General features: G+C 69.9%; 16 protein-coding genes. 4 read left to right on the forward strand and 12 right to left on the reverse strand.

Annotation, left to right across the window (positions count from 1 at the left end; all coding sequences use genetic code 11):
• Positions 1-33 precede the first annotated feature (33 nt).
• Positions 34-243 carry a hypothetical protein gene (locus ABD419_RS01520; RefSeq protein ID WP_344480897.1) on the reverse strand — a complete coding sequence of 70 codons (210 nt, stop codon included), beginning with the start codon at positions 241-243 and terminating at the stop codon, positions 34-36.
• A 67-nt stretch (positions 244-310) separates the two neighbouring features.
• Positions 311-643 carry a hypothetical protein gene (locus ABD419_RS01525; RefSeq protein WP_344480899.1) on the reverse strand — a complete coding sequence of 111 codons (333 nt, stop codon included), beginning with the start codon at positions 641-643 and terminating at the stop codon, positions 311-313.
• Positions 644-896: 253 nt separating this feature from the next.
• On the opposite strand from ABD419_RS01525, the gene ABD419_RS01530 reads away from it, so the two are divergent.
• Positions 897-1,736 (forward strand): Scr1 family TA system antitoxin-like transcriptional regulator, encoded by an 840-nt coding sequence (locus ABD419_RS01530; protein ID WP_344480901.1) that lies wholly within the window; start codon positions 897-899, stop codon positions 1,734-1,736.
• The gene (locus ABD419_RS01535) at positions 1,699-2,052 is read left to right on the forward strand and encodes a DUF397 domain-containing protein (RefSeq protein WP_344480903.1); all 354 of its coding nucleotides are present in this window, start codon (positions 1,699-1,701) and stop codon (positions 2,050-2,052) included. The genes ABD419_RS01530 and ABD419_RS01535 overlap by 38 nt, the downstream gene beginning before the upstream one ends.
• Positions 2,053-2,533: 481 nt before the next feature.
• On the opposite strand, the gene ABD419_RS01540 is transcribed toward ABD419_RS01535, so the two are convergent.
• Positions 2,534-2,773 carry a hypothetical protein gene (locus ABD419_RS01540; protein WP_344480905.1) on the reverse strand — a complete coding sequence of 80 codons (240 nt, stop codon included), beginning with the start codon at positions 2,771-2,773 and terminating at the stop codon, positions 2,534-2,536.
• A gap of 2 nt (positions 2,774-2,775) precedes the next feature.
• On the reverse strand, positions 2,776-3,192 hold the full coding sequence (locus ABD419_RS01545; RefSeq protein ID WP_344480907.1) for an ArsR/SmtB family transcription factor: 417 nt from the start codon (positions 3,190-3,192) through the stop codon (positions 2,776-2,778).
• Positions 3,193-3,313: 121 nt separating this feature from the next.
• Here ABD419_RS01545 and ABD419_RS01550 point away from each other — a divergent pair, with 121 nt between their 5' ends.
• Positions 3,314-3,976 carry a pentapeptide repeat-containing protein gene (locus tag ABD419_RS01550; protein WP_344480909.1) on the forward strand — a complete coding sequence of 221 codons (663 nt, stop codon included), beginning with the start codon at positions 3,314-3,316 and terminating at the stop codon, positions 3,974-3,976.
• A 7-nt stretch (positions 3,977-3,983) separates the two neighbouring features.
• Here the strand turns inward: ABD419_RS01550 and ABD419_RS01555 are convergent, their stop codons facing one another.
• On the reverse strand, positions 3,984-4,310 hold the full coding sequence (locus ABD419_RS01555) for a MoaF-related domain-containing protein (protein WP_091054074.1): 327 nt from the start codon (positions 4,308-4,310) through the stop codon (positions 3,984-3,986).
• A 168-nt stretch (positions 4,311-4,478) separates the two neighbouring features.
• Positions 4,479-4,694 (reverse strand): hypothetical protein, encoded by a 216-nt coding sequence (locus ABD419_RS01560; RefSeq protein ID WP_344480914.1) that lies wholly within the window; start codon positions 4,692-4,694, stop codon positions 4,479-4,481.
• Positions 4,695-5,727: 1,033 nt separating this feature from the next.
• Between ABD419_RS01560 and ABD419_RS01565 the strand changes: the two genes are divergently transcribed.
• Positions 5,728-8,781: an ATP-binding protein gene (locus ABD419_RS01565; protein WP_344480916.1), complete on the forward strand. Its 3,054-nt coding sequence runs from the start codon at positions 5,728-5,730 to the stop codon at positions 8,779-8,781.
• An 82-nt stretch (positions 8,782-8,863) separates the two neighbouring features.
• Here the strand turns inward: ABD419_RS01565 and ABD419_RS01570 are convergent, their stop codons facing one another.
• The 6 genes from ABD419_RS01570 to ABD419_RS01595 all read right to left on the reverse strand — a co-directional run bounded on the left by ABD419_RS01570 (position 8,864) and on the right by ABD419_RS01595 (position 13,499).
• Positions 8,864-9,439 carry a hypothetical protein gene (locus ABD419_RS01570; RefSeq protein ID WP_344480918.1) on the reverse strand — a complete coding sequence of 192 codons (576 nt, stop codon included), beginning with the start codon at positions 9,437-9,439 and terminating at the stop codon, positions 8,864-8,866.
• Between the two features lie 376 nt (positions 9,440-9,815).
• Positions 9,816-10,616: a DUF4097 family beta strand repeat-containing protein gene (locus ABD419_RS01575; RefSeq protein WP_344480920.1), complete on the reverse strand. Its 801-nt coding sequence runs from the start codon at positions 10,614-10,616 to the stop codon at positions 9,816-9,818.
• Entirely contained in the window at positions 10,613-11,272 is a 660-nt protein-coding gene (locus ABD419_RS01580; protein WP_344480922.1) for a response regulator transcription factor, read from the reverse strand. Before ABD419_RS01580 ends, ABD419_RS01575 begins: the two co-directional genes overlap by 4 nt.
• Positions 11,260-12,534 carry a sensor histidine kinase gene (locus ABD419_RS01585; RefSeq protein WP_344480924.1) on the reverse strand — a complete coding sequence of 425 codons (1,275 nt, stop codon included), beginning with the start codon at positions 12,532-12,534 and terminating at the stop codon, positions 11,260-11,262. The genes ABD419_RS01580 and ABD419_RS01585 overlap by 13 nt, the downstream gene beginning before the upstream one ends.
• A gap of 10 nt (positions 12,535-12,544) precedes the next feature.
• Positions 12,545-12,736 carry an excalibur calcium-binding domain-containing protein gene (locus ABD419_RS01590; RefSeq protein WP_344480926.1) on the reverse strand — a complete coding sequence of 64 codons (192 nt, stop codon included), beginning with the start codon at positions 12,734-12,736 and terminating at the stop codon, positions 12,545-12,547.
• 91 nt (positions 12,737-12,827) lie between these two features.
• Positions 12,828-13,499, reverse strand: a complete 672-nt coding sequence (locus tag ABD419_RS01595; RefSeq protein ID WP_344480928.1) for a response regulator transcription factor — start codon at positions 13,497-13,499, stop codon at positions 12,828-12,830.
• Between the last annotated feature and the right edge of the window lie 46 nt (positions 13,500-13,545).

A 13,545-nucleotide genomic window follows, 5' to 3' on the forward strand; every position in this document is an offset into this window, starting at 1 on the left:
AGGTTCAGTCGCCGGGCCGCGGAGCGGCTTCACTCAGCGGTTCCGCGGTCGCTCCACGAGGGCGAACGCCCGCTTCAGGATCCACTCGCACCAGTCGTCGCCACGCCAGGCGCCGAACCACTCCGGAACTCCCTCGGGCTCGTCGACGAACCGGCACACCACCCGCGGCCCCGCCCCGTCGTTGCACTCGATCCGGTACTCCGGCGGCGACAGCGGATGCGCCCCGTCCATCTCACGGAACACCGCGAAGACCGCAGGGCCCCTGTGGAAGTCGCCGAGCCAACCGTCATCGTCCGGGTGCGCCGCCGCCTCAGCCTTCACAGAACCGGACCCCGTCTCCGCCGCCGTGCCGCTTCTCGATCCGGTGCCCGGTGTAGAAGACCTTGAACGCGGCGTCCTCGACCCACACCTTCCAATCGGGGGCGAAGGCCCGCCACGCAGCGCCCCAGGTCGCATGCAGGTGCCCGCTGTTGATCCCGGACACGATCAGCACGATGTCCGCCGCATTCCCATCGGCGAAGACCTGGAACGAATCGGGGGCGACTGCACTCGACGCCCGCACCGTGTAATCGGTGTGCCCGTCACTGAATCGCCCGCGCTCCAACGGATCAGCGAGTCTCGGCACGCGGTCTCGGTCGGTCATTGTTCCTCCATTCCGGAAGTCGCGAGCGGTTCGGCCTTCCCGCGATGCACTGAATGTAGGTGCCGCGCAAGACCTTGACCAGGACCTTCGCCTCCCGAGTTCCGCGTGACGACGGCACAATGACGTTTTTTGAATGACGCTTCGAGCGTCATTGCTGCGCAATGACGCTCCTAGACAGATGATTGCGACTCCGCAACGCAGTGTCATCATTGGTGGTCGAACGGTCGCATCTCCGACGAAGGAGTCACCCACCATGACTGAGTCCAAGCTCGCCAAGTGGTTCCCGGGCCGAGTGGTCTGGCTCGGCCGGACCAGGAAGAAGCTGACCCAGAGCGACGTCGGCAAGTTCCTCGGGAAGAACTACCAGACGGTCGCGAAGATGGAGTGGGGCAAATCCTGCCCCTCGGTCGGCGACTGCTACGCCTTGGCAGACCAGCTCGAACTCAGCGAAGAGCTGCGCGACTACATGATCGAGATCGCCCGCAACGAGGCCCAGCAGAACTTCCAGACGAACAGGCGATTCAACGCCCTGTGCCTCCAGATGGCCGAGCGGTTCATGGGAGAGATCTGTAAATGGGAGCCGTACCTGTTGCCAGGCATCGTGCAGACGCGCGCGTACCACTTCAAGTTTGTTGGGAGGACCCAGGATTACACCGACATACAGTTGAATCGAGGCTGGAAGTTCAAGGTCGAACGATATGAATCACTCCTGGCCCGTACCGACCAACCGAAGATCGTGATCCTCATCAGCGAGACCGCGCTGCACAACCTGCGATATCTCAACGAGACGGACCGCCAGGAGCAGCTTGACCGACTGCGATATCTCGACGCACTCCCCAACTGGGAGATCAGAATCGTTTCCGCGCTACACCCGGAGGGCGCAACCGCCTTTGACCGCTACCGCGCAGCCGGCGCCGAGTTCGGCGGGCCGACCTTCGTGTACACGGAGGTCTGGGATGACACCTACTGCATCGAGGAAACCACTCGCATCGGGCGATACGATGGGCTTTGGAAGACCCTCCTGGGGAAATCGATCACTCTGAAGGAGCACTTCGATGACCGACGTGACAGCTTGGCGCAAGAGCACCCGTAGCGGAGGCGACAACGACTCTAACTGCGTCGAGCTTCGTCGGGCCTGGCGCAAGAGCACTCGCAGCGGGGGCGACAACAACTCCGACTGCGTCGAACTGGCCGCCTGCAACGACTCTGACGGCATGCACGTGCGGGATTCCAAGCTGGGCAACGATTCTCCGGTCTTCGACCTCGCCGTTGCCGACTTCAGGAGCCTCCTGCGGGCCGCGGGCTTATCCAGCCGCGCCAACAAGTTCCACATAAGACTTCGCGACACACCGTCACATGGGGTTGACAATCCCGTGGGCGGTGTTTCATTCTTTAGTCCGTCCATATAAAACGCCGCCCAGTGGCTACGAGCTACCAACTTTTGACCACCGGGCGGCACGACACAAGAAAGCGGAAACTTCCATGTCGTGTTCGACGATACCGCAGCCGACTGCGCCCAAAAACCGTGCGACACAGCTGGTCGTCCACCCATCTGGGTACGTTCTTCGCACCGGCCCTTACGACGGCTTCGACCCGGGTCCCTGGCTCTGGCGCACCGAGAACGGCTACCGCCGGGACACCCGCACCGGTCGCCACCGCAGGTACGAGGCCCCGGACTCCTTCAACCGACTCCGCGAACTCGCCTGGGACAGGTTCCTCGAATCCTCCGAGCCCCTCGCCCAGGCACACCACCCCCGGCCACGCCCCGCGCGCAGAGGCCCGATCACGGAGGCGGTACGCCGTCTCGCCCAAAAGCTCAGGGGCAGAGCGTGATGCGCGAGAGGCCTCGGGTTCGGAGATTGCGGTGCCGAGGTCGAGTCCAGGGGACTTCTAGTCGATGGTCTTCAGGACCTGCTCGACCGAAGCCAGGCGGCTCTTGATCTCGATGAGGGAGGACTTGATCTCGGCCGCGTCGAGGGTCGCCTTCTCGGCGAGTTCGCGGTAGTTCGCCTCCCGGGCGGCAGACGCCTTCGCCTTCGAGGCTCCGGCGAGCGTGATGATCGAGACCACGATGATCGCGGTGACCAGCAGAAGGAATCCGAACGCGAAGAGCATTCCGGCTTGTCCCATGTTCATTTCTCGGTGTCCTTCTCTGTGTCGGTTGCAGTGTCGGTTCCCGTATCGGCTTCCGGGGTGGTTTCCGTGGCGGTCGAGGCTCGACCGGTGTCGGGCAGGGTGGGCAGCGCCGTCTTCACGGTCTGCGGGGTGATCGTCAGGGCGAACGGAACGGCCTCGAAGTACTTCACGGCCTTGCCGTCCTCGGAGAGCTCCAGTTCGCCGGTCACCAGGCCCGCGGATTGGAGCTTCTGGAGGTGCATGTGAAGCAGCGGGCGGCTCATCCCGAGCCGGCGGGCGAGGAGGCTCACGTACTGCCGCCCGTCTGCCAGCTCGCCGAGGATGCGCAGCCGGAGCGGGTTCGCCAGGGCCGAGCAGGCCGCGAGCAGCGCCGCACCCGTCAGATCCTCGGCGGGGGGTTCCTGCGGCGGCATGTCAACCATCCTTATCTTGTGTAAGAAAAACCTTACATGTGTCAGACATCGGTGGCAAGTCTCGTGGGACGGCTGTCGGAGCCGGGGCGTAGCCTGCCGGGGTCTATCGAGGAGGACCCGGGTGAAGTTCAGGAAGATCGACGACAAGCTGTCGATGCGCAGGCCGCTGGTGGAGACCGAGCGGTTGCAGCCGCCGGAGGACGACCTCGACTACGACATCGAGTGGAGCGAGAAGCTCATCGAGGGCGCCGACTGGACCGGCGCGCACGGCGACGGCAGCCTGGAGTCGTCGGCGATCCGGAACGCCGACCTCTCAGGGGCGGTCCTGTCGCCGTTCCAGATCGTCGACGTGACCGTGGACCACTCGATGCTCTCCAACGCCCGCTGGGAGCAGACGACCGCGCGCCGGGTCGAGATCACCGAGAGCCAGCTCGTGGGCTGGCAGGCGCAGTTCGCACTGGTGCAGGACCTGTACGTCGCCGACTCCCGGGCGGACTTCGCGGGGATCTCGATCGGCTCGGCCAAGGGCCCGGTGGTCTTCGAGCGGTGCCGCTTCAAGAACGCGACCTTCCTCGGCGACCTCTCCAAGGTGGTGTTCATCGACTGCTCGTTCTCGGGCGCGGACTTCTCCCGGGTCTCCAACGCCAAGGGCTGCGACCTCCGCCGCGCCGAACTGGGCGGCATCACCGGCCTGATGAGCCTCAAGGGCGCCTTGATCACCGCAGACCAGGCCGTGGAGATCGCAGGCGAACTCGCAGTGGCGGCAGGCTTCAAGCTCGCCTGAAGGTTGTCTATCCGAGTTCCTCGAAGGTTCCGGAGTGGACCTCACCGGTGCGGCCGCCGTCCTCGTCGAAGGACCAGAAGCCGGTCACGGTGTGGTCGTGGAAGTTCATGACATGGGTGACCGCAGCGCCGGTGACCTCGTTCCACCCGAGCAGGTAGACCCGGGGGGAGACCTCCGCGACATGGAGGTCGACCGTTCCCGATGCGCTCTCCGTGGCGCCGTCGATCTCCGCGTACTGGAGCTTGTTGCCCTCGGCGCCATAGATGTTGTGGGTAGTCACTCCGTTGTCCAGCCGGATCACGAAGGTCTTCCCCGCAAACGCGAAATCACCCATCTCAAGTCCCTTCCAAGCGGTCGCCTCGGACCGGATCTGTCACGCACCGGCCGACCTCCAACCTAAGATCAGGCCCGCGCTCAAGTCCCCGGTTTGCCGATTCCCCGCTGCCCGCCCTCGTCGCTTCCCTCCTCTCTGTCGGTCTCGCCCTGTTCGACGGCCGGTTCCTCAGCTGTGGTGGGTGGCGGGCGGTCGCTCCGGTTCGAGGGCGTCGAGGAGCGTCGGCGGTGCGGAGCAGTCCCTGATGGCCCGGTCCGCGAGTTCGAGCCGGTTGCGGAACTCCAGGTCGTCGGTGCCGGCCAGCGCGTCGAGCGTGGTCTGCCGGCGCTGGAGCGAGCGGTCGAGCCAGTCGCGCCATTTCGGGTCGGCCTCGGCCTTTGCCACGGTCCCAGGCTTCCAGACCGGCATCGGCGCTCCCGAGATCGCGAACCGCGGATTCGGTTTCAGCCCTTCAGGACCGGGCAGGAAATCGCGAATCGCCGCCTCGGTCCAGCCCCGCGAGCGCAGCATCGGCTTCGTCAGCCACACCGTCCGGTCACCGATCCGCACATACTGCGGTCGCGGTGAAGGAGTCGGTGGCACATCGGCCTCGGTGCCGGGATCCGGCTGCGGTGGCCCGACCGAGGGTGCGACCGGAGGGATCGCGGGTGGTTCCATCGCGCCGGAGCGCGGGCGGTCGCCTTTTCGCCCGGGTGGGCGGTTCTTGGCTCTCGGGCGCTTCGGCGGCGCCGAAGCGGCGGCCGGTGGCAGTTCAGCGGAAGCATTCGGCTGCCTGGTAGCCGGAGGCGGCTCCGCAGAAGCATCCGTCCGCCTGGCGGCCGGTGGCTCGGCGGCCGGAGTCGGCTCCACGGAAGCTCTCGGCCGCCCGGCGGCCGGTGACGGCTCCACCGAAGGATTCGGTCGCCCGGCAGCCGGAGGCGGCTCCACGAAAGCTGTAGACCGTCGGGCGGCTGGTCGCGGCTCCACGGAAGCATTCGGCGGTGCGGCGGCCGGGTTGGCCACGAGTGTGGCGAGGTGGGCGGTGTGGACGAGGGATTCGATCAGCCACTTGGTGAAATGGTCTCGGAGGACCTCGGTGGGGATCGTGTCGAACGGGAGGGCCTCCGCCATCACCTCGGGCCCCGGGGGCCCGGCGGTGAGGTCTGCGGCGGGAGTCGTGGGCCGCGTCTGGTTCCGGGAGCTGCTGGATGAGGTCGTCGTCATCGCACCGTCCTTCAGTTGTCGCGCGTCACCCGCGGGTTCGGCGCGGTATTCAGTTGCTGACGCGAACCTATCGGCGGGGACCGACAGTTTTCGACTCGTCGTCCCCGAACGGGTGATATGTGATGGTGTTCACGGGCGGCGGGCGTCAAGTGCGCGTCAAGACGGCCTGTACCGACTTCACCATCGGGTGACGGGGCAGGGCACACTTGCCCGCATGCGTGTACTCCTTCTCGGATCGTTCGACCTCCGCGATGACGACGACCAGCCGATCGAGCTCGCCGGGGCCCGGCTCCGGGCGCTCGTGGCGCGGCTGGCGTTCGAGGCCGGCCGCGAAGTGTCCGCCGATACGCTGACCGACGCCATCTGGGAGGACGACGCACCTTCGGCGAACGCGCTCCAGGCGCTCGTGTCCCGCGTCAGGAAGGCGATCGGCGCCGACAAGGTGGCGCGCGGCGCGGCCGGGTACCGGCTCGACGTCGAGCCCGGCGACGTGGACCTGGTCAGGTTCGAGCGGCTTGCCGAGGCCGGTCGCCGCGGCGGCGACCTCGCCGCGCTCCGCGAGGCCGCCGGGCTGTGGCGCGGCCCCGCGCTCGCCGACCTCCTCGACTACCGGTTCGCGCAGAACGAGGCGGTCCGACTCGAACGCCTCCGCGCCGAGACCACCCGCGACCGGCTCGCGCTCGAGGTCGCGACCGGCACCGACGTGCTCTCCGAACTCGAACCGCTCGCCGCCGCGCACTCCCTCGACGAGCGCTGGCAGGCCCTCCTCATGCGCGCGCTCTACACCACCGGCCGTCCCGCCGAGGCCCTCGACGTGTACGAGCGGACCCGCGAGCGCCTCGCCGACGAGCTCGGCGCAGACCCCTCCTCCGAGCTCGCCGACCTGCACCTCCAGATCCTGCGCCAGAGCGCGGCGCCCGCCGAGCGGCCGGTGCGGCGCTCGAACCTGAAGTCCCAGTTGACGAGTTTCGTCGGCCGCGAGGACGACCTCGCCGCGCTGGTCGAGGCCGTCGAAGGAGCGCGGCTGGTCACGGTCACCGGCCCGGGCGGGGCCGGGAAGACCCGGCTCGCGACCGAGACCGCCGCGCGGATCGCCGCGACCGGCAGCGCGCCCGACGGCGTCTGGTTCGTGGAGCTGGCGTCGACCACCGACGGCACCGACGTGGCCCCGGCCGTGCTGCGCGCCATCGGCGCCCGCGAGGCGGGCCTGCTGGAGCCGTCCGCGCGCGACGCCGCGTCGCGCCTGGAGGAGTACTTCGCCGACCAGAACGCGCTCATCGTGCTCGACAACTGCGAGCACCAGCTCGACGGCGTCGCCGACCTGGCCGCGCGCCTCCTCGGCGCCTGCCCGGGCCTGCGCGTGATCGCCACGAGCCGCGAGGCGATCGCGATCGGCGGCGAGCGGCTGTACCCGATCCCGCCACTGGCGGTGTCCGAAGAGGACCCGGCGTCGAGTCCCGCGGTGCGGCTGTTCGTGGAGCGCGCCGTCGCGGTCCGCCCCGGGTTCAAGCTCGACGCCGCGAACACCGAAGCGGTCGTGGAGATCTGCCGCAGGCTCGACGGCCTCCCACTCGCAGTGGAGCTGGCCGCCGCGCGCATGCGGGCACTCGACGCGGCGCAGATCGCGGCCCGCCTCGACGACCGGTTCGCGCTCCTCGCCGGCTCCGACCGCACCGCGCCCGCTCGACACCGGACCCTCAGCGCCGTCATCGCCTGGAGCTGGGAACTCCTCTCCGATCCCGAACGGACCCTTGCGATGCACATGTCCGTCTACCCGGCGGGCCTCGCGCTGGAGGCGATCGACGACCTCGACGCCCTCGCCGGGCTCGTCGACAAATCACTGGTCGACCGCGACGGCGAACGCTACCGGATGCTGGAGACGATCCGGTCCTATGCCGTTGCGCGCCTGGAGGAGAGCGGCGACGCCGAGACCGTTGCCGACGCGATGGCGAAGCACTGCATCGCGCTCGCCGAGCGATCGGACCTGGAGCTGCGCACCGCCGCCCAAATCGCGGCCGTGTCCCGGTTGACCGCCGAGCACGGCAACCTCGTCACCGTCATCGGCCGCGCCGTCGCCACCGCCGACATCGGGACCGGGCTCCAGATGCTCTCGGCCCTGTTCTGGTACTGGCAGCTGCGCGGGAGCTACTCCGAGTTCCGGCATTGGACCGAGGCCGTGCTCGCCGTTCCGGCCGAGATCCCCGAGCACCTCCAGTCGGCGGCCCTCATCCTGACCGGGGTCGCCGAGACCGCCCGGAACGGTTACCTCGCAGGCCAGGACGACATCAAGGAGGGAATCGCGCTCGGCCGCGACATCGCCCCCGACGCCCCCGGCCGGCTCCTCGTGTCGATGGGCCCCGCGTTCCTCCCCGACGCTCCGCCGGCCGACGACCGCGGCCTGGCGGGCTGGGAACTCGGCACCGCCCTGCTGATCGAGGCCGCCGCGGGCAGCCAGCTGCAGGGCCTCGAAGGAGCCGCGAAGGCCGACCGCGCCGAAGCCGTGTTCGCCGGCCTCGGCGAGCGCTGGGGCCTGGCCTCGGCGCTCCGGGTGAAGGCCGAACGCCTCGGCTGGGAGGGCGACCTCGCCGGGGCCGAGCACGCGGTGGCCGAGGCGGCCCGGCTCCTCGACGAGCTCGGAACCCTCGGCGACGCGAGCGAGGCGTACGCGGAGCTCGCGCTGTGGCAGGCCCGCAACGGCGCGGCCGACCAGGCGTGGCGGTCGCTGGAGCGCGGCATCGCCCTGGCCGAGGATGTGCGCGAGCCCAACAGCATCGCGTACGCGCGCTGGTTCCGCGCGCCGGTGCTCTTCACCTTGGGCCGGTATGACGAGGTGCTCGAAGTACTGCCCGGTGTCGAAGGGGCCCTTGACGGGGCGATCAACCTCGGCGAGCGGATGCGGGTGCTGAGCTCGTCGCTGAAGGACCTCGTGGTGCTCGCACGGGGCGAGGGGCGGCCCGAAGGCATTGCGGGGCTGGAAGAGCGGCACGTCGTGGGCGCGGCCGTCGCCGACCTCGCCATGGCCTCCCGCGTCTCGGCGGCGATCGCGCTCGCCGACGGCGACGCCGCCGCGGCGGCCCGCAAGCTCGGCTTCGCCCGGGCCATGCTGGGCATCGACGACGGGCGCGGGTACGACGCAGCGCTGCGTACCGAGGAGCGGACGCGGGAGGCGCTGGGCGACAAGGCGTTCCAGGAGGAGTACAACAAGGGCGCGGCGCTGGGGCGCGACGACGCCGTCGAGGTGCTGCTCGGCAGGTCGAAGCGGCACTGACGAAGCGGCACTGACGAAGCGGCACTGACGAAGCGGCACTGACGAAGCGGCCCCGCGCGTTGCGCGGGGCCGCTTCGCCGCACTACTGCTTGCGGAAGTACTCGCGGGCCGGGCGCGCCGCCAGCAGGACCACGCCGAGGACGCATCCGATGAGGACGATCACGAGGCGGCCGGTCTCCAGGGCGGGCAGCCAGTCGGGGTAGGCGGCGTACGCGGCGTCGAGCAGTGCCGTCGCGTCGAGGGAGCGCAGGCCCGCGTCGTCGGAGCCGTCGAAGGCGCCCTGGAGTGTGTCGGAGGCGGTCGCGTTGCTGGCCATGATGAGCGCGTTCGCGGCCAGGACCAGGGGCAGCGTGATCCAGGAGAAGATGCGGCCGATACGGCTGCCCGCGAGGGCGGCGAACCCGAGCACGGCGAGGATGCCGGCGATGGTGAACGGGGCCCAGATCGCGACACCGTGCTCGTCGAAGCTCAGCCCGTTGGAGGCGAGGACGGACGGTTCCTGGCCCTGGCGGGCGACCTCGGCCTCTGCGGCGGCCTGCACGTCAGCGCCGAAGGCCAAGCCAACCAGCGGGATCGAGGCGAAGGCCAGCGCCACGGCGAAGTGGGCGGCGGCGGCGAGTTTGACGGCGGTGGGGCGAGGGGTGCGGTCGGCGTCCATCGGATGCTCCTTCTCAGGTCTGCCCGGGAGTGGCCTCCCCGGCCGGTGAGTTCAGGTTCGACCTAGGCGCTGACACGGTCCTGATGCGACGCTGACACTCCGCAGGAGAGACGCCTCCGCCGCAGTCGCTGATCCTCTGGTGCTTGGGCGTTGCCGCCCGCAAACGCTGACACCCCACACGGCGGTCGTCGCCACCCGCGTGCGCCGACATTCCGCAGGAAGGGCGCCGCTGCCCGTGGCTTGTGACGCCCTGCAGCTTCGACGCCGCCACTCGCAACCGCCGACACCCCGGGGCACGGACGCCGCCCGCGACGGGTGCGGTCGCGGGCGGCGCGGGTTTCCTTGCGGTGTTGCTAGCAGAGTCGCCTGCGGGCCTTCAGATGCCGTACTGGACGGTGAGGCTGCCGACGCCGTTGGTGACGGCGATGACGTAGTCGGCCTCGGCACTGGGGTCGGTGGCGATCTCGATGTTGCGGTCGCCGACGCCGCCGTCGTAGCGGACCTCGTAGGTGGTGCCGTCGTCGGGGACGGTGATGACGACGTCGCCGGTGCCGGCGTCGACGGCGATGTCGCCGAGGACCTGGTCGAACTCCAGGGACACGTCGCCGACACCGGATTCGACGGTGGTCGAGGTGGCGCGGAGGTTGTCGCCGACGACGTCGCCGACGCCGGTCTGGACGTCGATCATCGCGTCGAGGCCGTCGAAGGTGATGTCGCCGAGGCCGGTCTCGGCGACCGCGTCGGCGCCGGCGGGCAGGCCGAGGGTGTAGTTCGTCTGGCACTGGTCGACGTCGAGGCCGAAGAAGTGGCTCTGCGCGCATTCGCCGGTGGCGGTGAAGACGTCGTCGTCCCAGTCCTCGGCGGTGTCGGGTTCGGCGCCGAGCCAGCGGGTCTTGACGCGGAACTCGAGGCCGGTGCCGTCGGCGGCCTCGAAGCGGACGTCGCCGATGTCGGCCTTGACGTCAGCGGCGCTGACCGGGTGGTCGTACTCCTGGGTGCGGGTGTCGTGCTCGTCGGTGGAGGAGATCGTCCAGGCCCAGACGCCGAAGATCGCGAGGCTGGTGATGAGGGCGGCGCCGGTGATGGAGCCGCCGACGATCCACCACGCCCTGCGGGCGGAGGCGGCCGGTTCGTCGGGGGAGCCGGGGGCGTCGGGCTTGACGGGGGTGTCGATCATGACCGGTCCTTTGCATTGCCTTGCAGGAACTTGAGAATGGCGAGGACGCGGCGGTTGCCGCTGTCGGTGGGCGGGAGCCCGAGCTTCGCGAAGATCGAGTTGATGTGCTTCGAGACGGCGCCTTCGGAGAGGAACAGGACCCCCGCGATCCCGGCGTTCGAGCGGCCTTCCGCCATGTGCGACAGGACTTCCCGCTCCCGGCGGGTGAGCCGGTCGAGCTCGTCGCCGTCGCGGCGGACCAGGAGCTGGGAGATGACCTCGGGGTCGAGGGCGGTGCCGCCGCCGGCGACGCGGCGCAGCGAGTCGAGGAACTCCTCGACGTCGGCGACGCGGTCCTTGAGCAGGTAGCCGATACCGCGCATCTGCCCGGTGAGGAGCTCGACCGCGTACCGCTCCTCGACGTACTGGGAGAGCATGAGGATCGCGAGGTCGGGGTAGCGGCGGCGCAGGACGAGCGCGGCGCGCACGCCCTCGTCGCTCTGGTCGGGCGGCATCCTGACGTCGGCCACGACGAGGTCGGGGCAGTCGCGCTCGACCGAGCGGAGCAGCGCCTCGGCGTCGCCGACGGTGTCGAGGACCTCGATCCCGCCGATCTCCATGAGCCTGGCGAGGCCCTCGCGCAGGAGGACCGAGTCTTCGGCGATCACGACGCGCATGGCAGCTCCGCTTCGATGGTGGTGGGCCCGCCGAGCGGGCTGGTCAGGGTGAACCGGCCGTCGACCGAGCGGACCCGGTCGGCGAGACCGCGCAGGCCCGTCCCGGACTCGGGGTCGGCGCCGCCGCGTCCGTCGTCGACGACGCGCAGGCGCAGCAGCTCGCGGCCTTCGGCGTCGTCGACGAGATCCACCTCGACGGCGGCGTGCGCGGCGCCGGAGTGGCGGGCGGTGTTCGTGAGCGCCTCGGAGATCACGAAGTACGCGACCGCCTCGATGTCGCGGGGCACGCGCCGCTCCATGTCGACCTTGAGCCGCACCGGGATCGGGGACCTGGCGGCGACCGCGGAGAGCGCGGCGTCGAGGCCGCGGTCCTCCAGGACGGCGGGGTGGAGGCCGCGCACGAGGTCGCGGAGGTCGGTGAGGACCTGCTTGGACTCCTCGTGGGCGTCGGCGAGGGCGCGCTTGGCGTCGTCGGGCAGGTCGGTGAGGGTGGCGCGGGCGATGCCGAGGTTCATGGCGAGGGAGGTGAGGCGCTGCTGCGCGCCGTCGTGGAGGTTCCGCTCGATGCGGCGGCGTTCCGCGTCCGCTGCGTCCACAGTAGAGTCGCGGCTGACGGTGAGGTCGGTGACGCGCAGTTCGAGCTGCTGGGCCCTGGTGGTGCCCACCAGGAGCTGGCGGGCGATGAGCCCGTCGAGCTCGGCCAGGCCGCGGGTGATCCACGGTGCCGCGAGCAGGAGGATGATCCCGCCGAGGAGGAGCAGCCAGTGCCGGACCCCCAGGCCCGTGCCGAGCCCGAGCAGCGGCGCGGCCATCATGGCGGGCGCGATCGTCCAGGCCACGAGCGCGAGGATCGCCGCGAACCAGCCGTAGACGCCAGCGATCACGTGGTACGAGAACTGCCGCCACGTCTTCGCCATGCCGACGACGCTGATGATCGACCTCCAGGTGAAGGTCACCGGCGGCGAGTGGTCGGCGGGCCAGCGGATGCCCAGGAACGCCGTGTGCCTGGAGCGCTGCACGGCGGTGAGCGCGGCACTGGTGATCAGCATCGCGGCGAGCGCGGCGGCCGGGATCACGAGCGTCACCAGCCCGGCCGTCCCGGTCCCGATGAGGACGCCGATGACGATCCCCCCGAGCGTCCCCACGATGCCCCCGGTCACCAGGTGTACGAGGGCGAGCCACGTGCGGCCGTCCCACAGGCCCGCCGCGATCACGCGGGGGGCTCGGCGCCAGGGGAGCGCCTGCGGCACTGAGATGTCCATGCCTAGAACACTAGGCAGATCCGCAGCTCCGGGCATTGCCGCAGGCGCCCGACTTCAGGGTGAGGTTTTCTCTACCCCGGCCCTGAACCCACTCGCACCCGACGCCGTCGCCGTCCCGGTCGAGGCCGCTGCGGTAGCCCGGTTCGCCTTCACGGACGGGCGCGGCGCCCGCGTCGCGGGCCGCGTCGCAGTTCTCGCCCACCGTAGAGACTCCCTCGTTCGTGTGAACGGGACCAGGCCAGGAGCGATGCTCCTGGCCTGGACTGGATCGTGGTCGGCGCGGTGGCCGGGGTTCAGGGTCGGGGATCGTTGCGTGGGCGGACGAATCCTGATTCGTAGGCGATGATGACCGCTTCGGTGCGGTTGGCGGCGCCGAGTTTGGTGAGGACGCTGCGGACGTGGGTCTTCACCGTCTCCTGGCTCAGGTAGAGGCGGTCGGCGATAGCCTGGTTCGAGAGGCCCTCGGCGATGCGGCGCAGGACGTCGGCTTCGCGCTTGGTGAGGGCAATCGGGCCGTGGGCGTTGCCCGGCGGCGGGGCGTGCTCGGCGGCGAGGGTGCGAATCGCCTCCGGGAACAGCAGTCCGTCGCCTGCGGCTACGGTGAGGATCGCGCGGGCGATCTGGTCGATGTCGCTGCGCTTGAGGATGAAGCCCGCCGCGCCCGCGCGCAGCGACCGGTACACGTACTCGTCGTTCTCGAACGTGGTTATGACCAGGACCTTCGGCGGCTCCTCAAGCGCCGCACGCAAGGACTTGGTCGCCTCGATCCCGTCCATCCCCGGCATGCGCACGTCCATGAGGACGACGTCGGGCCGGTGCCGCCGCACCAGGGGCAGCACCTGGTCGCCCCCGGCGGCCTCGGCGACGGGGTCGACGTCGGGCCTGGCAGCGAGGAGCGCACGCAGACCGGTGCGCACGAGCGGGTCGTCGTCGGCGATGAGCACCGAGACCGGTGGGGTGGGCATCGCCCGATGATGCCACCCCTCCGGCGCGACGGGTTCCACTGCACCG

The organism is Glycomyces endophyticus, from assembly GCF_039531525.1.
Taxonomy (GTDB): Bacteria; Actinomycetota; Actinomycetes; order Mycobacteriales; family Micromonosporaceae; genus Glycomyces; species Glycomyces endophyticus.